The organism is Synechococcus sp. R65.1, assembly GCF_047461755.1.
GTDB lineage: Bacteria > Cyanobacteriota > Cyanobacteriia > Thermostichales > Thermostichaceae > Thermostichus.
In genome coordinates this window covers 12,396-30,914 of the sequence record NZ_JANSHU010000027.1, presented here as the reverse complement: position 1 = coordinate 30,914, position 18,519 = coordinate 12,396, and the positions used below count along the sequence as shown (strand labels likewise).

Genomic DNA, 18,519 nt, shown 5'->3' with positions numbered 1-18,519 from the left:
CCCCAATGACAACGGTCTGGACGCCCCTTGCATACAGCGTCGAGACAAGTCTTGTAGTTTGCTTGTGCAGAATATCTTGGATTTGCCTATTCAACCTGGCCAACTGCTTCCGTTTGGAACGAATTAGCCGCCGGTAGCGCCGAGAACCACGCTTCTTTCTATCAATCAGTCTCGATAACTTGGCCTTCAGCTTGTTCTGGTAGCGGCGCTTGGAACGCAGCAGCCTGCCATTGGCGATGTAGGTATTCTCCCCATCATGGGCAACGGCCAGGTGAACCTCACCCAGATCCACACCGGCAACACCGCCTTTTTCCCTCTCTTCTTTGGGCCGCGCATCACTCAATTTGTAGCAAGCCCGCAACTCATACTGCTTGCCGTCCCAGCCGATTTCTACCCAGACAGGCGTATCCCAAGCCCAAGGGATCACCAACGGCTCTTTACCCCTCCCGTTCGACAACCGCAACTTTCCATCTACAACCTTGATGGCTGAGGACTTCCACTGGATTTTGTAATAGTACCGTCGGCGTCGAGGTGGACGAGCATTGGGATCAGTTTTGCGGCGTTCTCGCCACGACTTTAGGGAGGCAAAGAAACTTTGGACAACAGCATCCGCACTGTGGGCATGAAGTCTGTTTTCAGGATCACTGGGAAACCAACGCATGAGTGTGGCAGGTTTCAACCAAAGACCTTTCTTGCGGACAACCCGCCAAAAACTGACGAGTGTCTGGGAGTACAGCTCGCCTGCTGCCCTGCTCAAAAGTTGCAGTTGGTCTGAAACTCCCAGCTTGAGCTTGCGGACAAAGTACATGCAAAGTTGTCCTTCTGCTATCCAGAGCATCACACAAAAAGCCGCCCTCAAGGGCAGGGCTTGAAACCCAGTTTTCTTGGTCAACGCCGTAGCCAAAAGGCCCATGGCCGCAAGAGTCAGAGCAGCGCGCTGCATCTTTTCGTCTCCCTACAAAGCCTTTGCAGAAACCTGATGAAACCCCTTGCCCCCTCCCTGCAGCCAGCTTGCCTTTGGACTACCCTTTTCCCGTCCCAGCCATAGAGAGTCTTTGCGCTAAAGCAGCAGCAGGCGCCGCAGGAGCAGGGCTATGACGGCAGCGAAGCTAACCACGATAAGCTGTCCTGGCAGGGTATAGCCGGAGTAGAGCCGAAGCAACTTCAGCAACTCTCTATCCCAAGGCTGGGTAGCCAAGAGATAGATGATCCCGGTCAGGTGAACCAGGGCCAGGGCCACCAAACTGGCGGCGGCCAAATCCTGTAGACGCACCGGCGCAGAGATGCTGGGCAGCACGTAGGGATCCCTTTGTCGAAAGGCCATCGTCCCGCAGGCCCAGGCCGCAGGCAAAAACCCGAGCAAATAGCCAAAGGCGGGCTGGTACAGGTACTGCCACCCCCCTCCCTGGGCAAACACCTGCAGCCCTGCCAATCCCAAGCCTAGATAGACAAGCTGGGCGCACACTGCCGCCACCGGTCCCGCCAGACAGGCCGTTAGCAGCATGCCGCCGATTTGCAGGGAAAAGCTATATCCTCCCACCCCTGGCCACTGAGGCGGCAAGCTCACCTGGGTTAGGGTGCCCAAAATGGTCAAGATCACTCCAATTGCGGTCCAGAGCCATTCCAGAGGGGTTAACAGTCGGCCAGCACGCATAGCCGAGGGAAAATCTTTCCCTATGCTAGGAGAGAACACCGACGAGGTAGGCAAGAGAGTGGTTAAGCCAGAGTGGATTGCCTTGGCCCAGGCTCTAGCCGACGCAGCCGGAGCGGTGATCCGGCCTCTGTTTCGCGGGGAGCTGCAGGCCGAGTACAAAGAGGCTAGATCCCCTATCGTAACGATAGCCGACCGGGAAGCAGAACGGGCAATGCGGGCGTTGCTGGCCGCCCACGTGCCGGAGCACAACGTCCTTGGCGAGGAGTTTGGCTTCCACCAGACCGGATCCCCCTATACCTGGGTTTTGGATCCCTTGGATGGCACCATCGCCTTTTCCACCGGCAAGCCCACCTTCGCCACCTTGATCGCCCTTTTGGAAGAGGATCGCCCCATCTTGGGCATCATCGATCAGCCGGTGTTGCGCGAGCGCTGGGTGGGGGTGCAGGGACAACCAACCCGCTGGATAACCCCTTCCACCCAACAGCTCAGCCGCAGCAAAGCCACCACCGACCTCAGCCGCGCCTCTTTGAGCTGTACCACTCCTGATTTATTTGCTCAGCCAGACCAGCAGCAGCGCTTTCAGCAGCTCAGCCGTTTGGTTCACATCACCTCCTATGGCGGCGACGGCTACCAGTACGGCCTCTTGGCCAGCGGCTACATCGATCTGGTGATGGAGTGCGGCCTCGCCCTCTACGACTTTGCTGCTCTCGTGCCCGTGATCGAGGGATCCGGCGGCGTGATTACCGATTGGTCGGGGGATCCCTTAACCCGCACTTCTAGAGGAGAAGTGTTGGCGGCAGCCAACCCGACGCTCCATCGACAGGCCTTGGCTGCTATTCAAGAGAGAGGCGAACCTCACCCCTCCCTTAGCTAAGCCCTCAGTCAGGCCTCCCCAACCTAGGGGCCGGGTCGCAGTCCGGATCTCTAAAAGCTAGAAAGAGTGCAAGCGGGCGAACGGAATCGAACCGTCAACAGCAGTTTGGAAGACTGCGGTTTTACCATTAAACTACGCCCGCACAGGCGTTTGCTTCCGCCCAGTAATAATAGCACCTGGCGAGGGTACCCCCTCAAGAGGCTTCCCTTCAAAGACAAGGGGTGTCTCATCGACGCTGGAGCTGCTTTTGGCGTTTTTTCTGCCACTGCCGAAACTCTTTTTCGTAGCGTTCCCCTTCCGTCTGGTAGGTGCTCCAGCCCTTGAGGGCGACGGCCAGGCCCCAGCCCATCAGTATAAACAGCGACCAAGACAGCCCTCCGCCGGAGAGCCAATCCAAGCCTACTAGGAAGCTGTTGACAATGGCATACCGCCCCAGCAATTGGTAAAACTGCCGCCGGCGGTAGCGTTGAAACTCACGCCGTTGGTTGGTTAGTTGCTGCCAGGCTCTCCATTCCCGCTCGGCCTCCTCCAGCTCTTGGGGAGAGATCCCCAGTTCGGCAGCCATCTCCTCCAGTTGCGAGCGGGTAAACTCACCAAGGCGCGGCTGGCGAGCGATGGCCCGCTGCAGGATCTGCTGCACGTCCTCTTGGCTGTAGCGGGATCTGGACATTTGGCGAGAGGAAACCTGACGATCCTTAGTTTAGGGCAGCCAGACTTGGCAGCTCCCCGATCCCAGCCAAGGGTAACTAGGGAGAGGATCCCCCTAGACTTAGGCAGCGCTCCCGAATAGCCTGCAGGTTGAGGGCGAGATCGCGGCGGATGCGCCGTTCTACTAGGCCAACCGGCATGCGGCGCGGCGGTTGCACCTGCAGGTGGTAGGTGAGCAGGGTCTGCTGCTCTAGCCAGTCGGCTAGCTCCCAAAACCCCTCGAAGATGAGGAAATCCCCTTCTACTTCTTGAAAGCGCAGTTGGTGGGGAAACACTTCCTCGATAGCCAGCACCACCGCTGCAGAAAACCGGGCAAACAGAACTTGCTGGGATCCCACTTGACGCACCAGTTTGCGGCCATTCTGGCTGCCGAGGAGGCGACTTTCCACCAAGTTAGGAATAAACTCCGCCAGATGGTCGTAATCGGTTAAAACCTGCCAGACCTGCCGGCGCTCTACCGGGATCAAGATGCGGCCTTGCACTTGGCGGCGGCGCTCCCCCAAGTCTTCTACCTCTACCTGGATGTCTGAGAACTCCCTCCCGCTAAGGAGAGCAAGAGCTTCTAAGTGACCTTGTGGATCCTGGTCAAAAGGCATGGCAAGGAAAGGGTTGAAAGCCAAGGCAGAAGCTGCCAGCCCCTCAACAGGCTGAGCTCCCCTGGAGCATTGTATAAGGGATAACGATCCTAGGAGAGAAGAGCCTGGAACCAACTCAGGATTACCTGCCAAACTTGGTCGAGGAGGGCAAAGGGATCTCGCAGCTCCTGGAGCACCTGCTGCGGGCCGATTCTAAAGACCACGTACAAAACGGCTAGGAGGATCGCGATCCCCACCGCTGTCCAGATGACCTCTCGAACTACCCGCACCCAGAAGACCAGCATAAAAATGGCGATGGCTACAGCGGCAACCAGCGGCAGTGTCTCCAGTACCATCGTGCTTTCCCCCCTAGCTCAGTTTTGGCCTCTGAGGATCAGCCGAGCCGTCCTTGTTTTCCCAATCAAGAGTACAATCGAGCCATGCAGCGCCTGCAAGCAGCCTGAGTGAGCTGGGGAGAAGAACGAGTTGGGAGCGTTGCTCCAGTTGCTGGCTAGTTGGAGATGAGTGTGTTGGCTTCAGCAGGATCCCCTCCCGACTTCGCAAGTGTGCCGCACTGCTCACGGCAGCGGATTCACCCCACTGCGGTGATCCATCCCAAGGCTGAGTTGCACGAGACGGTGCAGGTGGGCCCCTATGCCGTTATTGGCGAACATGTGCGCATTGGTGCCAACACCGTGGTGGGGGCCCATGTGGTGATCGAGGGCTGGACCGAGATTGGTGAGGACAACCAGATTTTTCCAGGAGCGGTGCTGGGCGCAGAGCCACAAGACCTAAAGTACAACGGCGCACCCTCGCAGCTGGTCATTGGCAGGGGCAATCTCATTCGGGAGTTTGTCACCATTAACCGAGCCACCAACGAGGGGGAGGCGACGATAATTGGCGACTACAACCTATTGATGGCCTATGTCCATGTCGCCCACAACTGCGTTATCGAAAACCAAGTGGTGATCACCAACGCGGTTTCCCTGGCTGGCCACATTCACATCGAGTCCCAGGCGCGCATCGGCGGCATGGTCGGGATCCACCAGTTTACCCGGGTAGGGCGCCTGGCTATGGTGGGGGCGATGAGTCGGGTGGATCGCGATGTTCCACCCTACCTGCTGGTGGAGGGGCATCCAGCCCGCATCCGTGGCCTCAACTTGGTGGGGCTGCGGCGGGCCAAGGGGATGGAGGGATCCCTGCCGGCCTTGCGCCAGGCCTACCGGCTGCTCTACCGCTCTGGATTGCCCTTGGAAAAGGCGCTGCAAACGCTGCGGGAGAGCCTGCGAACCGAGAACGGGCAGAGCATCCTCTCCCTAGAGGGGAAAGAGCTGGTGGACGAGACGGGATCCCTGCTACACCTGCTGCAATTTTTGGAAGATTCCCTTTCCCAGCCGCAACGGCGTGGTCCTCTGCCTGCCTTGCGTCGCAGCAAAGAGGATGCTGAGGACGGGGACAACCTGTGAGCCACCTGTTTGTCTGCACCGGCGAAGTCTCCGGGGATCTGCAGGCTGGCCATCTCATCCGCGAGCTGCTGCGCCAGCGTCCGCACCTGCGCATCACGGCAGTTGGGGGAGAGGAGATGGTTGCTGCTGGAGCCCGGCTGCTGCACCGCACAACTGAAATTGGCTCCATCGGTATTCTGGAGGCCCTTCCCTTCGTCCTCCCTGCGCTGTGGGCGGAGTGGAAGATCCGCCGCTTCCTAGAGCAAGATCCACCAGATCTAGCCATCCTGGTAGACTACATCGGCGTCAACAGCCGCGTGGCTTCCCTGTTGCAGCGGCGGCGCATCCCTGCCGTCTACTACATTGCCCCCCAGGAATGGGTGTGGTCGCCCAGCAGCCGCCTCACCTACCGCCTAGCCCAGCAAATGCAACTGATGGTGGCCATTTTCCCCGAAGAGGCCCGCTACTACGCCGCAGCAGGTGCCCGGGTTTGCTATGTCGGCCACCCCCTGCTGGATATTTTGGCGAGTGTCCCCGGTCGTGCGCAGGCCAGGGCGGAGTTGGGGATCCCGGAGGAGGCAACGGTGGTGGCGCTGCTGCCCGCCTCCCGCCGTCAGGAGTTGCGCTCAGTTTTGCCTGTCCTGCTTCAGGCAGCGCGGCTGCTGCGGGCTCGTCTGCCCCAGGTGCAGTTTTGGGCGCCGCTGGCCTCGCCCCATTTTGCTGCCCCAATTGCCCGAGCCGCCCGCCGCTATGGGCTGGACGATCTCACCCTTTTCCTGCCTCGCCCTTCCCCTCCAAAGGCCCATCACCTGCTTTTGGCGGCTGCTGACCTGGTGTTGGCCAAGTCGGGCACCGTCAACCTGGAGGCAGCCATCTTGGGGATCCCGCAAGTGGTGGTCTACCGCCTCAGCCCGCTCACCTTTTGGCTAGCCCGCCATTGGCTAAAGGTGTCGGTGCCCTTTATGGCTCCCCCCAATTTGGTGCTTATGCGTCCCATTGTGCCGGAGCTGCTCCAGGAGGAGGCCCAGCCGGAACGGATTGCCCAACTGGCGCTGGAGCTGCTGACCCGGCCCGAGCGCCGCGCCCAACTGCAGGCTGACTACGCCGCCATGCGGGCAGCTCTGGGGGAGCCGGGAGTTCTGGCCCGTGCGGCCAAGGCTATTTTGGAGGTGCTCGACAGCGAGACCAGCTCCAAGGAAGCTCAGGCTCCGAGCGCTCTAGGCTAGCCTGCTGAGAGAATGGCGTCCAACAAAGGATCGGCCCCAAAGCGCACCACATCGGTACAGGGCCGGCCCGTCTCTGTTTCCACCTGGCGGATCTGGGCCAGGGCCGCTTCCTCTTCCCAGCCAAAGGTATTGAGGGCTACCCCCACCACCGGTGCGGGGGCAAAGGCGCCAGCAGCTGCAGCCACTTGTTCGTACAGCTCGATCACCTTAGGCAAGGGAGGAATGGGCACATCGTTCATCCCTTTGATGTGGGTCTGCCCAGCTCGATGCACCAAGATGAGATGGGTGGGCTGGGATCCCCTTAGCAGAGGCAGGGTGGCGGTGGAAGCGGGGTTGAGCAGGGATCCCTGACCTTCAATGTGCAGAATGTCGTGGTCGAAGCCATAGCGCAGCACCAGTTGCTCCACAGCGCCGCTGGCATAGTCCACCCGCACTGCATCCAGAGGCACCCCCTCGCCGCTGATGAGGATCCCCGTCTGGCCGGTGGCCAAGAAACGAGAACGCAGGCCGCGTTTCAGGCTGGCCCGGTGCAGTTCCAGGCTGGTGGACATTTTGCCGACGGCCATGTCGGTGCCCACCGTCAGTACCCGCCGGCAGGGGAGAGAGCGAGCTAGGCCCCTCCCTACTCCCAGACCAGGAGGTTCGCGGCGAATGTCCCAGATCCAAGCTCCCGGCTGCAGCCACTGCCGCAACTGGGCATCTTCCGCTAGGGGGGTGTGCAGCCCGTTTGCTAAAGACAAGCCGGCTTGCAGGGCTTGGCACAGCTCCTCCCGCCACTCCGGGGGCAGCTGGCCGCCGGAAGGAGCGATCCCAATCACCAACACCTCGGGGCCGTAAACCAGCGCCTCTTGCACCGAGGCTACGATGGGAATGTCTTTGGCAATGCCCGTGAGTTGGGCCAGGGATCTCCCCGCCTGCTCCCGATCGATGACGGCCACCACTGGAAAAGGCCCATAGCGCAATAGCCCCAGCCCTGTTTTGCCGTGCTCCCCCAACAGGCCGCCGTGGAGCAGGATGGCCACCCGAGTTTGACTGGAGAGCATGGTCCTACTCCCGCAACTCCACCCCTAGGCCGGGTCGGTCGGTGGGGATGAGACAGCCCTCCTGCACCGAAGCCCCGGAGAAGGGATCGTCGACGAGATTGAGGTGGCTGTCTAAGTCCACGTAGTCCGCTAGCGGCGCCAAGTGGGCCGCTGCCGTGTTGCCCAAAGCGGTGTTGCTGTAGCAGCCCAGCATCACCTGTAGCCCATGGGCTTTGGCTGTGTGGATCATGCGCCAGGCTTCGCTAAGGCCGCCACACTTCATGAGCTTAATGTTGATGCCATGAACCCGATCCGCCAGGGCAGGAATGTCGCGGCTGTCAAAACAACTCTCATCCACAAAGATGGGCAGCTTCGACTCGTGCCACAGGGTGATTAGCTTCGCCTCCTGGCCCCTCTCCAGGGGCTGCTCCAAGTAGCTCACCCCCTGCCCCGCCAGCCAATTGCTCATGCTCAGGCTTTGCTCCAGTGTCCAAGCCCCATTGGCATCCACCGTAATCAGGGATCCCAGCGGGATCACCTCCTGCACGGCAATGAGCTGGTTTTGATCGGCCATTAGGCCCAGTTCGCTGCCCAGCTTGATCTTAAAGGCCCGCGCCTGTTGGATCTGTTCCATCCAAGCCAGAGCCCGCTGGCGCGCCTCCTGAGGGGTGGAGAGGCCGATGGTTAGGGTCGTGGGCGGAATGCGGGAGCGATCTAGGCCCCACAGCTGCCAGAGGGGCCTCCCCAATCGCTTGCCCATCCAGTCGTGCAGGGCTATGTCCACTGCCGCCCGCACTGCCGAGGGGATCCCGGCCTGCAGCAGTTCCGCCTCGACGGCCTGCCGCTCCCAGGGGGAATAGCGGCGTAGGATCCCTTTAGCCACCTCCAAACCCGCCAAGATGTCCTCCAAAGTCTGGTGGCAGTCCTCGCTCACCGAGAAGGGGCAAGCCTCTCCCCAGCCCTCGATCCCCTCCTCTTCAACGCGCACCCAGGCCAAGGTGGCCTCTGTATAGGTGCCGCGGCTAAGGGTGAGGGCATAGCGCTTGTGAACCGTGAAGGGCTCAACGTAAAGCCGCATGAGCAGTCTAAAGGTGGGTCGACTTTCTCCCTTCTAGATTTCCATCAGGTTGCAGAGTCGGGCCAGTGAGGTCTCCTGCCCCTACCGTTGACCTGGGGGGTCAACTACAGTCAATATGGACACATCGTGCGTGCCCCAGCTACTGCTTATGAGCGATCTTCCTCCCCCCTTGACCTCCCGTCGCAGCAGCGGGAGCAAAGCCTTAGCGATTGCCAATGCCAGCATCACCCCCTTTGGACGCAAGCTAAAAGAGCTGGGCTTTGCCGACGATAAGCAAATCCAAGACATTCAAAATGCCCTCAAAGCGGATCGAGAGGGCGGCAGCAAAGTTTTGGCTCTGGCGGTCAAGAACATTGTAGGCAAGGAGCTCACACCTGACCTGGAGCGGGCCTACAAGCGACAGCAGCTTTTTGAGCTCAAAGTTATCTACGGGATCCCCTCTCTCGACACCGACCTGGAGCCGGTGGATCTCGCGGAGATGAGCGAGCTCATTGAGTCGCTCTTGCCCCTTGATATCTGCAACCGCTATAAGTTCTTGCCCATTCGCCGCCAAGACAGCCAGGTCGTGGTGGCAATGGTCAAGCCGGACAACCTGCAGGCGCTAGACGACATTCAGCGGCGCTTCCGCATCCAAGGGCTAAAGCTGCAGCGGCGGGTCTTCACCCAGCAGGACTTCGAGACCCTGATCAACCGCTACATGGATGCGCAGGCGGAACTGCTGGCTGTCAAGGGGATCAACGACACAGATGTCGCCAGCCAAGTTGCCCCCCAAGAGGAAGAAGAGGTGGTGGTCAACCCGGCTGAGCTTGATCTGGACAGCATCGAGGGTACTGCCGTCGACGAGGAGGTTGGCGAGGGATCCCTGGAGGAGCAACTCAAATCGGCAGACGATGCCCCGATCATCAAATTGGCCAACCAAATCCTGATCAAGGCCCTGCAGGAACGGGCATCTGACATCCACATCGAGCCGCAAGAAGAAAACCTGCGCATTCGCTTCCGCAAGGACGGGGTGCTGCGGCAGGCTTTTGAGAACTTCCCCAAAAAGATCATTCCTGCTCTTACCGCTCGGTTCAAGATCATGGCTAACCTGAACATTGCCGAGCGGCGCTTGCCTCAGGACGGGCGCATTCGGCGGATGTTCAAGGGACGCAAGGTGGACTTTCGCGTTAGCACCCTGCCCTCCCGCTACGGGGAAAAGATTGTCCTGCGCATCCTGGATAACTCCGCCACGCAACTGGGCTTGGATAAGCTGATCACCGACCCAGAGACCCTTGCCAGCTTCAAGGAGGTTGTGAGGAGACCCTTTGGTCTAATCCTGGTAACCGGGCCCACTGGATCCGGGAAAACCACCACCCTCTACTCGGCCCTGGCGGAGCTAAATGATCCAGGCATCAACATCAGCACCGCTGAGGATCCCATCGAGTACTCTCTGCCGGGGATCACCCAGGTACAGGTTCTCCGGGAGAAGGGCATGGACTTTGCCATGATCCTGCGCGCTTTTCTGCGGCAAGACCCGGATGTCATCCTGGTGGGGGAAACCCGCGACCACGAGACAGCCAAAACCGCCATCGAAGCCTCCCTCACCGGTCACCTGGTGTTGACTACCCTGCACACCAACGATGCCCCCAGTGCCATCGCCCGCCTGACGGAGATGGGGATCGAGCCGTTTATGATCTCCAGTTCCCTACTGGGGGTGCTGGCCCAGCGCCTGCTGCGGCGGGTATGTCCTGAGTGTCGGATCCCGTACCACCCTACCCCCGAGGAACTGGCCCGCTATGGCCTTAGCCTCAGCGGCGACAACGAACAGCTGACCTTCTACAAAGCCAACCAGCTCTCCCCCAAAGAGATAGAACAGCGCAAGGCCACCGGCAAACCCATCTGTGAGAACTGCGGGGGCGTGGGCTACAAAGGCCGGGTGGGGGTGTACGAGTTCATGCGCATGAACGACCGCTTGGCCGACTTGATCAACAAGGGGGCTCCCACCGAGGTGCTCAGGGAGGCGGCAGTTGAAAGCGGCATGAAGACCCTATTGGCCTATAGCCTGATGCTGGTGAAGCAGGGGCTAACCACGCTGGAGGAGGTGGATCGAGTCATCCTCACCGACAAAGGCTTGGAGACCGAGCTGAAGGCTCGTGCCAAGGCCCTTAGCACCTGCCGCAACTGCGGTGCTGCCCTGCGAGTGGAGTGGATGGATTGTCCGTACTGCTTGACGCCGAAGTTTTAGTTTGACTCTTGTCAGCTTCACCGGAGCAACTCACGCCATTGATTGGAGAGGGAAGTCCTATGAAACAACTGATGATCGAAGACCTGATGGAAGAAATCATCCGGAGGGGCGGTTCCGATATCCACATCTCAGCCGGCTTGCCTCCCTACTTCCGCATCAATGGCCGCCTAGAGCCGACGGAGCACGATCCTCTTACCCCTGAGGAGGTGCAGCGGCTCATTTTCAGCATGTTGAACAACACCCAGCGAAAACAATTGGAGCAGAACTGGGAGTTGGACTGCTCTTACGGCGTGCGCGGGATCGGGCGCTTCCGGGTCAACGTCTATCGCGAACGCGGCGCCTATGCCTGCGCCATGCGAGCTCTGGCCTCGGAAATCCCCAGCATCGAAAAGCTGGGCCTGCCCGACATCTGCAAGGAAGTTGCGCGACTGCCGCGGGGCCTGGTGCTGGTAACGGGACCAACGGGATCCGGCAAATCCACCACTTTGGCCGCTATCATCGACTTCATCAACCGCGAGCGAGCTGAGCACATCCTCACCATTGAAGATCCCATTGAGTATATCTACACCCCCATCCGCAGCATCATCCACCAGCGGCAGTTGGGCGAAGACACCAAGAGCTTTGCCAATGCCCTGCGGGCAGCGATGCGGGAAGATCCGGATGTGATTTTGATTGGGGAGATGCGGGATCTGGAGACCATCCAGTTGGCCATCACCGCCGCCGAAACCGGCCACCTCTGCTTTGCCACGGTGCACACCAGCTCGGCTGCCCAGACGGTGGATCGCCTGGTGGACGTGTTCCCGCCGGAGCAACAGCAGCAGATTCGCGTGCAGCTTTCTAACTCTCTCAAGGCCGTCTTCTCGCAAACTTTGGCCCGCCGCCTCAACCCCAAGCCAGGGGAGCCAGGCCGGGTGCTGGTGCAGGAGATCATGGTGGTCACCCCAGCCATCGCCAACCTCATTCGGGAGGGCAAGACCGCGCAGATCTACTCGGCCATCCAGACGGGCGGCAAGCAGGGCATGAAAACCCTGGAGCAGGATCTGGCCAACCTCTACCTGCAGGGCAAGATTGACTTCGAGACGGCCATGTCCAAGACCTCTCGTCCTGAGGAGTTGCAGCGGCTTTTGGGCAACGTTGCCGGGCCTTCCCCAGCCGCGGCAGTTCAGCAGCAGCGGCCAGCAGCGGTTACTGTCCGTCGCTAGAGATCCCTGCCTGGAAGTTCCCCGCCAGCCTTTGGCCGCCGGTCTCATCTGTAGCTAAGCTCTAGCTGGGGGAGAGTGGCGGTTTGGCTGAGGTTGCAAAACTAAGCCAAGGGATCCCACTCCGGAGTTTTAGAAAGCATCCAAGCAGGGGTAAGCCATGCCGCGCTACAAGGTTCGGGGGTTAAAGGCCGGTCAGCCGGTACGCCTGAAGGTGGTGGCCAACAACTTGACCGAGGCTCGCGCACGGCTGCGCCGCGAGGGGATTTTCGCCAAACCGGAGGACATTCAGGAGGAGAAGCCCTTTTTCTCCCTGGATACGTCTTTCGATTTCTCAATGCTGCGATCCATCGACATTCGCGACAAGGCAGTGTTCTCCCGGCAATTTGCTGCCCTCATCAACGCCGGCGTGTCGATGGTTCGCTCTCTCACCATCATGGAGGAGCAGACCGGCAACCCCAAGCTCAAAAAATACCTGAGGGCCATCCGTGCAGAGGTGGAGGCGGGGAAAAACCTCTCCGACTCCATCCGCCCCTATCCCGATGCTTTCGACAGCCTCTACTGCAGCATGGTGCAGGCAGGGGAAGTGGGCGGCGTGCTCGATGAGGTGCTCAACCGCCTGGCCAAGCTGCTGGAGGACATGGATCGCCTGCAGAAGCAGATCAAGTCGGCCATGACCTACCCAGTGGTGGTGACGATCTTGGCTGTCTTGATCTTCTTGGGCATGGTGCTCTTCATCTTGCCCACTTTTGAGAGCATCTACAACGACTTGGGGGGGGAGCTGCCTGGCTTTACTCAGTTTTTCATCAACGTCAGCAAGTTCCTACGCACACCCCAGTACAGCTTGGGTCTGGTGGGCTTTCTGGTAATGGTCTTTTTTGCCTTTCGCCGCTTCTACCGCACCCCTGCCGGCAAGGAGACCATCGACGCGCTGGCCCTCAAGCTCCCTCTCTTCGGGGATCTGATCCAGAAATCGGCGGTGGCCCGCTTCTGCCGTACCTTTGGCGCTCTCACCCGCTCTGGCGTGCCGGTGCTGACTGCCTTGGAAATTGTGCGGGACACCTCAGGCAACCAGGTGGTGGCCAACGCCATCGACGCCGCTCGCCAATCCATCTCGGAGGGGGGGCAGATCGCCCCTGCCCTAGCTAAGGCCAAGGTGTTTCCCCTGATGGCCATTCAGATGATCAGCGTCGGCGAGGAGACAGGGGAGCTGGACGCGATGCTGATGAAGACGGCGGATTTCTACGAGCTGGAGGTGGAGGAGGCAGTGCGCGCCCTGACCAGCTTGCTTGAGCCTTTGATGATTGTGATCTTGGGTGGTATGGTGGGCTGCATCATTGTGGCCATGTACCTGCCCATGTTCAACGTCTTCGAGCTAGTGAAGTAGCAGGTTCAGGTACCGCTCTGGCCAAGTTCTGCCTCGAGGAACGGGATAGTTTCGCCAGCCTAGGGTATGAGCGTCCGCACGGTCACCACTGCCCCCTTCCCTGACCAAAGACCTGGCACTTCTGGCCTGCGCAAGCCGGTACAGGTGTTCCAGCAGCCCCACTACCTGGAGAACTTTGTCCAATCCATCTTTGACGTCCTCGAGGGATCTGCCGGCCAAACCTTGGTGGTTGGGGGAGATGGCCGCTACTACAACCGAGAGGCTATCCAGATCCTGCTCAAGATGGCGGCAGCCAACGGCATTGGGCGGGTGTTGGTAGGTCAAGGGGGGATCCTCTCCACGCCAGCGGTCTCCTGCCTCATCCGCAAATACGGAGCTTACGGCGGCATCATCCTCTCAGCCAGCCACAACCCCGGCGGTCCGCAAGGAGACTTTGGCATCAAGTACAACATCGGCAACGGCGGCCCCGCCCCGGAGAAGGTAACCGAGGCCATCTACGCCCGCACCCAGCGGATCCGCGAGTACCGCATCCTAGAGGCCCCGGACGTAGATCTGGATCGCCTAGGGGAGCAACGGCTGGGATCCCTGACGGTCTGCGTTATCGACCCTGTGGCCGACTACCTGGATCTAATGCAGCGCCTATTTGATTTTGACGCCATCCGCGACTACCTGGCCTCTGGGGTTCGCGTCGCCTTCGACGCCATGCACGCCGTCACTGGCCCCTATGCCCACGCCATCCTGGAGAAAGCTCTAGGAGCGCCCCAGGGCAGTGTCCTCAACGGCCAGCCGCTGCCGGATTTTGGCGGCCTCCACCCAGATCCCAACCTGGTGCATGCCCGCGCCCTGGTGGAGCTGCTGTTTCGGGAGGATGGGCCGGATTTCGGCGCTGCCTCCGACGGGGATGGGGATCGCAACATGATCCTGGGCCGCCAGTTCTACGTAACTCCTAGCGATAGCCTGGCGGTGTTGGCTGCCAACGCCCACTGGGTGCCCGGCTACCGGGAGGGGCTGGCCGGGATCGCCCGCTCCATGCCCACCAGCCAGGCGGCAGACCGAGTGGCGGCCAAGCTGGGGATCCCTTGCTACGAAACCCCTACGGGCTGGAAATTTTTCGGCAACCTCCTGGATGCCGGCAAAGTCACCCTCTGCGGCGAGGAGAGCTTCGGCACCGGCTCCAACCACATCCGCGAAAAAGATGGCCTCTGGGCTGTTCTCTTTTGGCTCAACATCCTCGCCGTGCGGCGGCAGTCGGTGCGGCAGATTGTGGAAGAGCACTGGCGCACCTACGGACGCAACTTCTACTCCCGCCACGACTACGAGGGGCTGCCGGTGGAGGTGGCCGAGGAGCTGATGGAGCACTTGCGGCGCTCTGTGTCCGGCTGGGTGGGACAGCGCTTTGGCACGCAGACGGTGGCCTATGCCGATGACTTCAGCTACACCGATCCCGTAGACGGCAGCACCAGCCGCCACCAAGGGATCCGCATCGGCTTTGAGGATGGCTCGCGCATCGTCTATCGCCTCTCTGGCACTGGCACCCACGGGGCCACCCTGCGAGTGTACCTGGAGCGGTTTGAGCCAGATCCCAGGCGGCAGGGTTTGGATCCCCAGGCGGCCCTGGCCGAGCTGATCCAACTAGCGGATCACTTTGCCCAAATCCGCGCCCGCACCGGTCGGCAGCAGCCGGACGTCGTCACCTAGCTCTCCCCAAGGGCTGTGCTTCTTTTGCTCCCCCAGCCCTTCCTGCGACAGGGAGCACATTTGCCACACCTAGCCTTTCTTGGAGGTTTGGGTAGCTCTTTTGCCCAGGCCCAGCCACCTGCGCACCTTGTCCATCCAAAGCTGAAAGGGCGAAGGCTGGGGTCGGACTGCCACCTGAATAGGTTCGTCCTGAAACTCTTTGTCTTTGAGGCGAAAGCCAAATTCCAGCTCGTCTTTAACTTTGCCAAGACGGGGAAAGAGGCGGACGGCTGCTTTTTTAAGCTCTTCCTCGTTTTGGAAGATGGCCTGGTGGATGGCGCTGGAGCGACTGACCGCCAGGGATCCCACAGGCAGCCAAGGGTTGGGTTTGCCGGGCTCAGCCTGGCGGCGCCGGGCAAAAATGGCAAACTCCGGCATTCCTTTGGCTTTCAGCTCGTCGTAGCGTTTGGCTGCTTCCTTGCGCTTGGCGGCTTTGGTCTTTGCTGCCTGTTTTTCGGGCTGCGAGGAGCTAAAACCCTTGGGCTGAGGCATACCTCGCCTACGGAAAGGTGGGCTCTTGCAGCTTAGCGCAGATTGGCTCGGCGAGGATCGTGCTTGGCTAGTCAGCGTGCTAGAATTGTTGCGCTGTAAGTTGGATCACGGGATGTAGCGCAGCTTGGTAGCGCACTTCGTTCGGGACGAAGGGGCCGCAGGTTCGAATCCTGTCATCCCGATGGGAGCTGGGCTAGCCCTCGGTAGCGGCCGGGGGCGGTAGCTGCTGTAGCCAGGCACCGACATTAATGCGAAGCTGTTGTCCCAGCTGAAGCAAGCGGCGTAGGGTTTCGGCAGGGATCCGGCCACGGGCGCGCTCTAGGGCGCTGCGGAGCAGTCCTGATTGCTGGCGCTCTAACCCTAGTAGGTAAAGCTCTTGGAGGCGATCCAAGCGGATGGGCAGGCCCAGATCGGCAGCCAGTTGCAGCCACTCTTCCAAGTTGTGGAGCTGCTCGCTGAGGGTTTCCGGGTCGGCTGCCTGGGCCAGCTGCCACATACCCCGCTGCAAGAGCCGATCCAAGACCCGGCCTGCCTCTTCCTGCCGCAACTGACACCCCAACTGCTCTGCCTCGCGGGCAATTGCTCGCAACTCCAGCAGGTGATCCCGCTTGCCCTCTTCTATTTCCATGGCCCGTAAGCTGCTCAATAGGCGCTGGTTGAGGGTAATCTGGGCGGCGGCCAACAGCTCTTCCGGGATCGGCAGGCCATCGGCCCGAAAAGCCATCAAAACCCCGTAATTCTCCAGGTAGGTTTGGCGATAGAGCTGGGCCAAGCGCTCCAACGTGTCCTGGGTAAGCCAGCGCAGCATCTGCTGCCGGTCTTCCTCCGTTAGGGCGTTGAGGTCGAAGGTTTCCGGTCCCAGCAGCTCTTGCAGGGTTAGGACGAGCTGGATGCGGCTGCGGGAGCTAGACAGCAAGCTGGCTTTCAACTGCTCGTAGCCGCGCTGCCCTGGAAACGGCTTGACGCCACATTGAAAGTCCCAGCCGCCCAGGTGGAGTAGAGCGTAGGTGAGGTCGTGCTCTTCAGAGGTGGTGGGAAAAGAGAGCTTCACCCGCCCAACCAGCAGCGTGGATCCCCCTATAGCTAGGCGCTCCTGATCCACCGGCTCCAGCATATACCCAGAGGAGCAAGGTACGCCGTTGACCAGGGAAAGCATGGCGTGCTGGGCCACGAGCCGCTGCGGGCTAACCCGGCGGGGGCGCACCAAAGCTTGGTAAACTCCTCGGCCGTCTTTGTAGAGTTCGAGGTTGCTGGGGGCCTTGCTTAGGCGAAGCAGAAACTCCTCCTCCAGATCCACCTTGGTGGCAGCCGCTGCCAACTCAATGGCCCGCGCCGCATAGCGCAGGATTTGCACCCCCTCAGGGCGAGCGAGTTCTTCAAAGAACCAGCCGCAACTGGTGAACATCAGTTGGCTGTAGCGCTGCATCTCCAACAGGCGCAGCACCTGCACCCGGTCTTCGGCAGTGAGGCGGTGGCTTTGGTGCTCCTGCAAAAATGCCTCCCTGCGCTCCCGATCCAAGATCACCTCGATGTAGCGATCCCGAGCCAGCCAGGGATCCCGCAGGTAGGCCTTAGCCTCCGTCTCGTAGATCTCGGCCAACTGATCCCGCAGCCAGTTGAGGGCCTCCCGCAGCGGTTGCCGCCAGCGTTGGTGCCAGCCAGGCACTGCCCCACAGCCACAGTCCCGTGACCACCGCCCCACCCCATGGGCACAGCTCCAGGCAGTAACTGGCTTTAGTTGCACCTCCCAGGTGGGAGGGTGGTGGCTGAGGAAATGGGCGTAGTTGCCCACTTGCCAGCCTCGGCGGGGAAACTCCTCGCAGAAGGCATAGGCCAGGGTACGCTCGGTTCCGCGTTTGTGGTGGCCAAAGGTCTCGCCATCCGTGGCACAGTTGATGAGTTGGACTTCTCGGTCAGGGCGAATGGCCAACTGGAGCCGCTCCGCCAGCGCCTGGGTGCTGTAGGCAATATCGCCAAAGCCAAGGTCGCGGGAGATGGGGCCGTCAAAGAAAAAAACATCTAGGTAGCCGCCTCGGTCGGGGGTAAAGCAGCGATAGGGCCGGCTGGGATCGATCTGGCCCTGGCTGACATCGATCCATTCCGTTTGCCCCAAAGGGCGAATGCGCTGCGCCTGGCTGGGGGCTAGGATGACAAAGCGGATCCCGCAGTCGACCAAGGCCTTAACCGTTGCTGCATCGATAGCGGTTTCCGCCAGCCACATGCCTTCGGGGAAGCGGCCAAAGCGATGCTGGAAATCGGCGATTCCCCAGCGGATCTGCGTGTACTTGTCCCGCTCATTGGCTAGGGGCAGGATGACGTGGTTGTAGACCTGGGCAATGGCATTGCCCTTTCCCTCCAGCCGCTCGGCGCTGAGACGGTCGGCAGCCAGGATGCGCTGGTAGACCTCAACGTCGTGCTCCTCCAGCCAGGCAAGGAGGGTGGGGCCGAAGTTAAAACTCATGAACTCATAGTTATTGACAATGCGCACCACCTGCCCTTGCTCATCAAGGATGCGGGCAAAGGCGTTGGGCCGATAGCACTCCGCCAGAATGCGCTCGTTCCAGTCGTGGAAGGGGTGGGCGCTGGGCTGGCGCTCAATGCGGTTCAGCCAGGGATCCTCGCGCGGTGGCTGGTAGAAGTGGCCATGCAACACCACGTAGGGAGCTGTGGTCCGCGGGCCTGGAGACTCAACTCCTTGCCCAGACTGGGCCGCTGGCTGGGCGGGGTTTTCCGAGCCACTCGGCAGCATGAGACCGCACTCTTTGCTTGCCCTTGGAGCCTCTAGGCTCCTATCCCCACGTTACCGCGATCCCCAGCAGCGACTATGTATGATTTGGACAGAAACTCAGCGCCTAGGGGGTTAAGGGCGGTTTTGCCTTCCTGCCCTCCTCCCTCAAG

The 18,519-nt window shown here is 60.6% G+C and carries 16 protein-coding genes and 2 tRNA genes; 8 read left to right on the top strand and 10 right to left on the bottom strand.

Features of this window, described 5'->3' with window-relative positions; all coding sequences use genetic code 11:
- Together NW814_RS10180 and NW814_RS10175 are read right to left on the bottom strand one after the other, a co-directional pair.
- On the bottom strand, nt 1-943 hold a 943-nt coding region (locus NW814_RS10180), incomplete at its 3' end, for a transposase (RefSeq protein WP_414406216.1).
- Nucleotides 944-1,060: 117 nt separating this feature from the next.
- Complete coding sequence (locus tag NW814_RS10175; RefSeq protein ID WP_414406215.1) at nt 1,061-1,600, bottom strand: biotin transporter BioY; 540 nt, start codon at nt 1,598-1,600, stop codon at nt 1,061-1,063.
- 76 nt (nt 1,601-1,676) lie between these two features.
- Here NW814_RS10175 and hisN point away from each other — a divergent pair, with 76 nt between their 5' ends.
- Nucleotides 1,677-2,528 carry a histidinol-phosphatase gene (gene hisN, locus NW814_RS10170; RefSeq protein ID WP_414406214.1) on the top strand — a complete coding sequence of 284 codons (852 nt, stop codon included), beginning with the start codon at nt 1,677-1,679 and terminating at the stop codon, nt 2,526-2,528.
- A 71-nt stretch (nt 2,529-2,599) separates the two neighbouring features.
- Here the strand turns inward: hisN and NW814_RS10165 are convergent.
- The 4 genes from NW814_RS10165 to NW814_RS10150 all read right to left on the bottom strand — a co-directional run bounded on the left by NW814_RS10165 (nt 2,600) and on the right by NW814_RS10150 (nt 4,167).
- Nucleotides 2,600-2,670 (bottom strand) — tRNA-Gly (locus NW814_RS10165).
- Nucleotides 2,671-2,754: 84 nt separating this feature from the next.
- Nucleotides 2,755-3,198 carry a 2TM domain-containing protein gene (locus NW814_RS10160; RefSeq protein ID WP_414406213.1) on the bottom strand — a complete coding sequence of 148 codons (444 nt, stop codon included), beginning with the start codon at nt 3,196-3,198 and terminating at the stop codon, nt 2,755-2,757.
- Between the two features lie 76 nt (nt 3,199-3,274).
- Nucleotides 3,275-3,856 carry an SRPBCC family protein gene (locus tag NW814_RS10155; protein ID WP_414406212.1) on the bottom strand — a complete coding sequence of 194 codons (582 nt, stop codon included), beginning with the start codon at nt 3,854-3,856 and terminating at the stop codon, nt 3,275-3,277.
- Between the two features lie 65 nt (nt 3,857-3,921).
- Complete coding sequence (locus NW814_RS10150; protein ID WP_414406211.1) at nt 3,922-4,167, bottom strand: hypothetical protein; 246 nt, start codon at nt 4,165-4,167, stop codon at nt 3,922-3,924.
- 165 nt (nt 4,168-4,332) lie between these two features.
- On the opposite strand from NW814_RS10150, the gene lpxA reads away from it, so the two are divergent.
- Entirely contained in the window at nt 4,333-5,277 is a 945-nt protein-coding gene (lpxA, locus tag NW814_RS10145; RefSeq protein WP_414406210.1) for an acyl-ACP--UDP-N-acetylglucosamine O-acyltransferase, read from the top strand.
- Nucleotides 5,274-6,482: a lipid-A-disaccharide synthase gene (lpxB, locus tag NW814_RS10140; protein WP_414406209.1), complete on the top strand. Its 1,209-nt coding sequence runs from the start codon at nt 5,274-5,276 to the stop codon at nt 6,480-6,482. Before lpxA ends, lpxB begins: the two co-directional genes overlap by 4 nt.
- Here the strand turns inward: lpxB and NW814_RS10135 are convergent.
- Nucleotides 6,479-7,525: a DUF1611 domain-containing protein gene (locus NW814_RS10135; protein ID WP_414406208.1), complete on the bottom strand. Its 1,047-nt coding sequence runs from the start codon at nt 7,523-7,525 to the stop codon at nt 6,479-6,481. The two genes, lpxB and NW814_RS10135, sit on opposite strands and share 4 nt — an antisense overlap.
- 4 nt (nt 7,526-7,529) lie before the next feature.
- A complete protein-coding gene (locus NW814_RS10130; protein ID WP_414406207.1) occupies nt 7,530-8,582 on the bottom strand; it encodes a dipeptide epimerase in 1,053 nt (350 codons plus the stop codon).
- 148 nt (nt 8,583-8,730) lie between these two features.
- On the opposite strand from NW814_RS10130, the gene NW814_RS10125 reads away from it, so the two are divergent.
- The 4 genes from NW814_RS10125 to NW814_RS10110 all read left to right on the top strand — a co-directional run bounded on the left by NW814_RS10125 (nt 8,731) and on the right by NW814_RS10110 (nt 15,090).
- Nucleotides 8,731-10,806, top strand: coding sequence for a GspE/PulE family protein (locus NW814_RS10125; protein WP_414406206.1), 2,076 nt, complete (start codon nt 8,731-8,733; stop codon nt 10,804-10,806).
- A 59-nt stretch (nt 10,807-10,865) separates the two neighbouring features.
- Complete coding sequence (locus tag NW814_RS10120; RefSeq protein WP_414406205.1) at nt 10,866-12,008, top strand: type IV pilus twitching motility protein PilT; 1,143 nt, start codon at nt 10,866-10,868, stop codon at nt 12,006-12,008.
- A gap of 157 nt (nt 12,009-12,165) precedes the next feature.
- Complete coding sequence (locus NW814_RS10115) at nt 12,166-13,392, top strand: type II secretion system F family protein (protein WP_414406204.1); 1,227 nt, start codon at nt 12,166-12,168, stop codon at nt 13,390-13,392.
- A 66-nt stretch (nt 13,393-13,458) separates the two neighbouring features.
- On the top strand, nt 13,459-15,090 hold the full coding sequence (locus NW814_RS10110) for an alpha-D-glucose phosphate-specific phosphoglucomutase (RefSeq protein ID WP_414406203.1): 1,632 nt from the start codon (nt 13,459-13,461) through the stop codon (nt 15,088-15,090).
- A gap of 69 nt (nt 15,091-15,159) precedes the next feature.
- On the opposite strand, the gene NW814_RS10105 is transcribed toward NW814_RS10110, so the two are convergent.
- Nucleotides 15,160-15,621 (bottom strand): HHL1-like protein, encoded by a 462-nt coding sequence (locus NW814_RS10105; RefSeq protein WP_414406202.1) that lies wholly within the window; start codon nt 15,619-15,621, stop codon nt 15,160-15,162.
- 108 nt (nt 15,622-15,729) lie between these two features.
- On the opposite strand from NW814_RS10105, the gene NW814_RS10100 reads away from it, so the two are divergent.
- Nucleotides 15,730-15,803 (top strand) — tRNA-Pro (locus NW814_RS10100).
- A gap of 11 nt (nt 15,804-15,814) precedes the next feature.
- Here the strand turns inward: NW814_RS10100 and NW814_RS10095 are convergent.
- On the bottom strand, nt 15,815-18,370 hold the full coding sequence (locus NW814_RS10095; protein ID WP_414406201.1) for a DUF3536 domain-containing protein: 2,556 nt from the start codon (nt 18,368-18,370) through the stop codon (nt 15,815-15,817).
- Between the last annotated feature and the right edge of the window lie 149 nt (nt 18,371-18,519).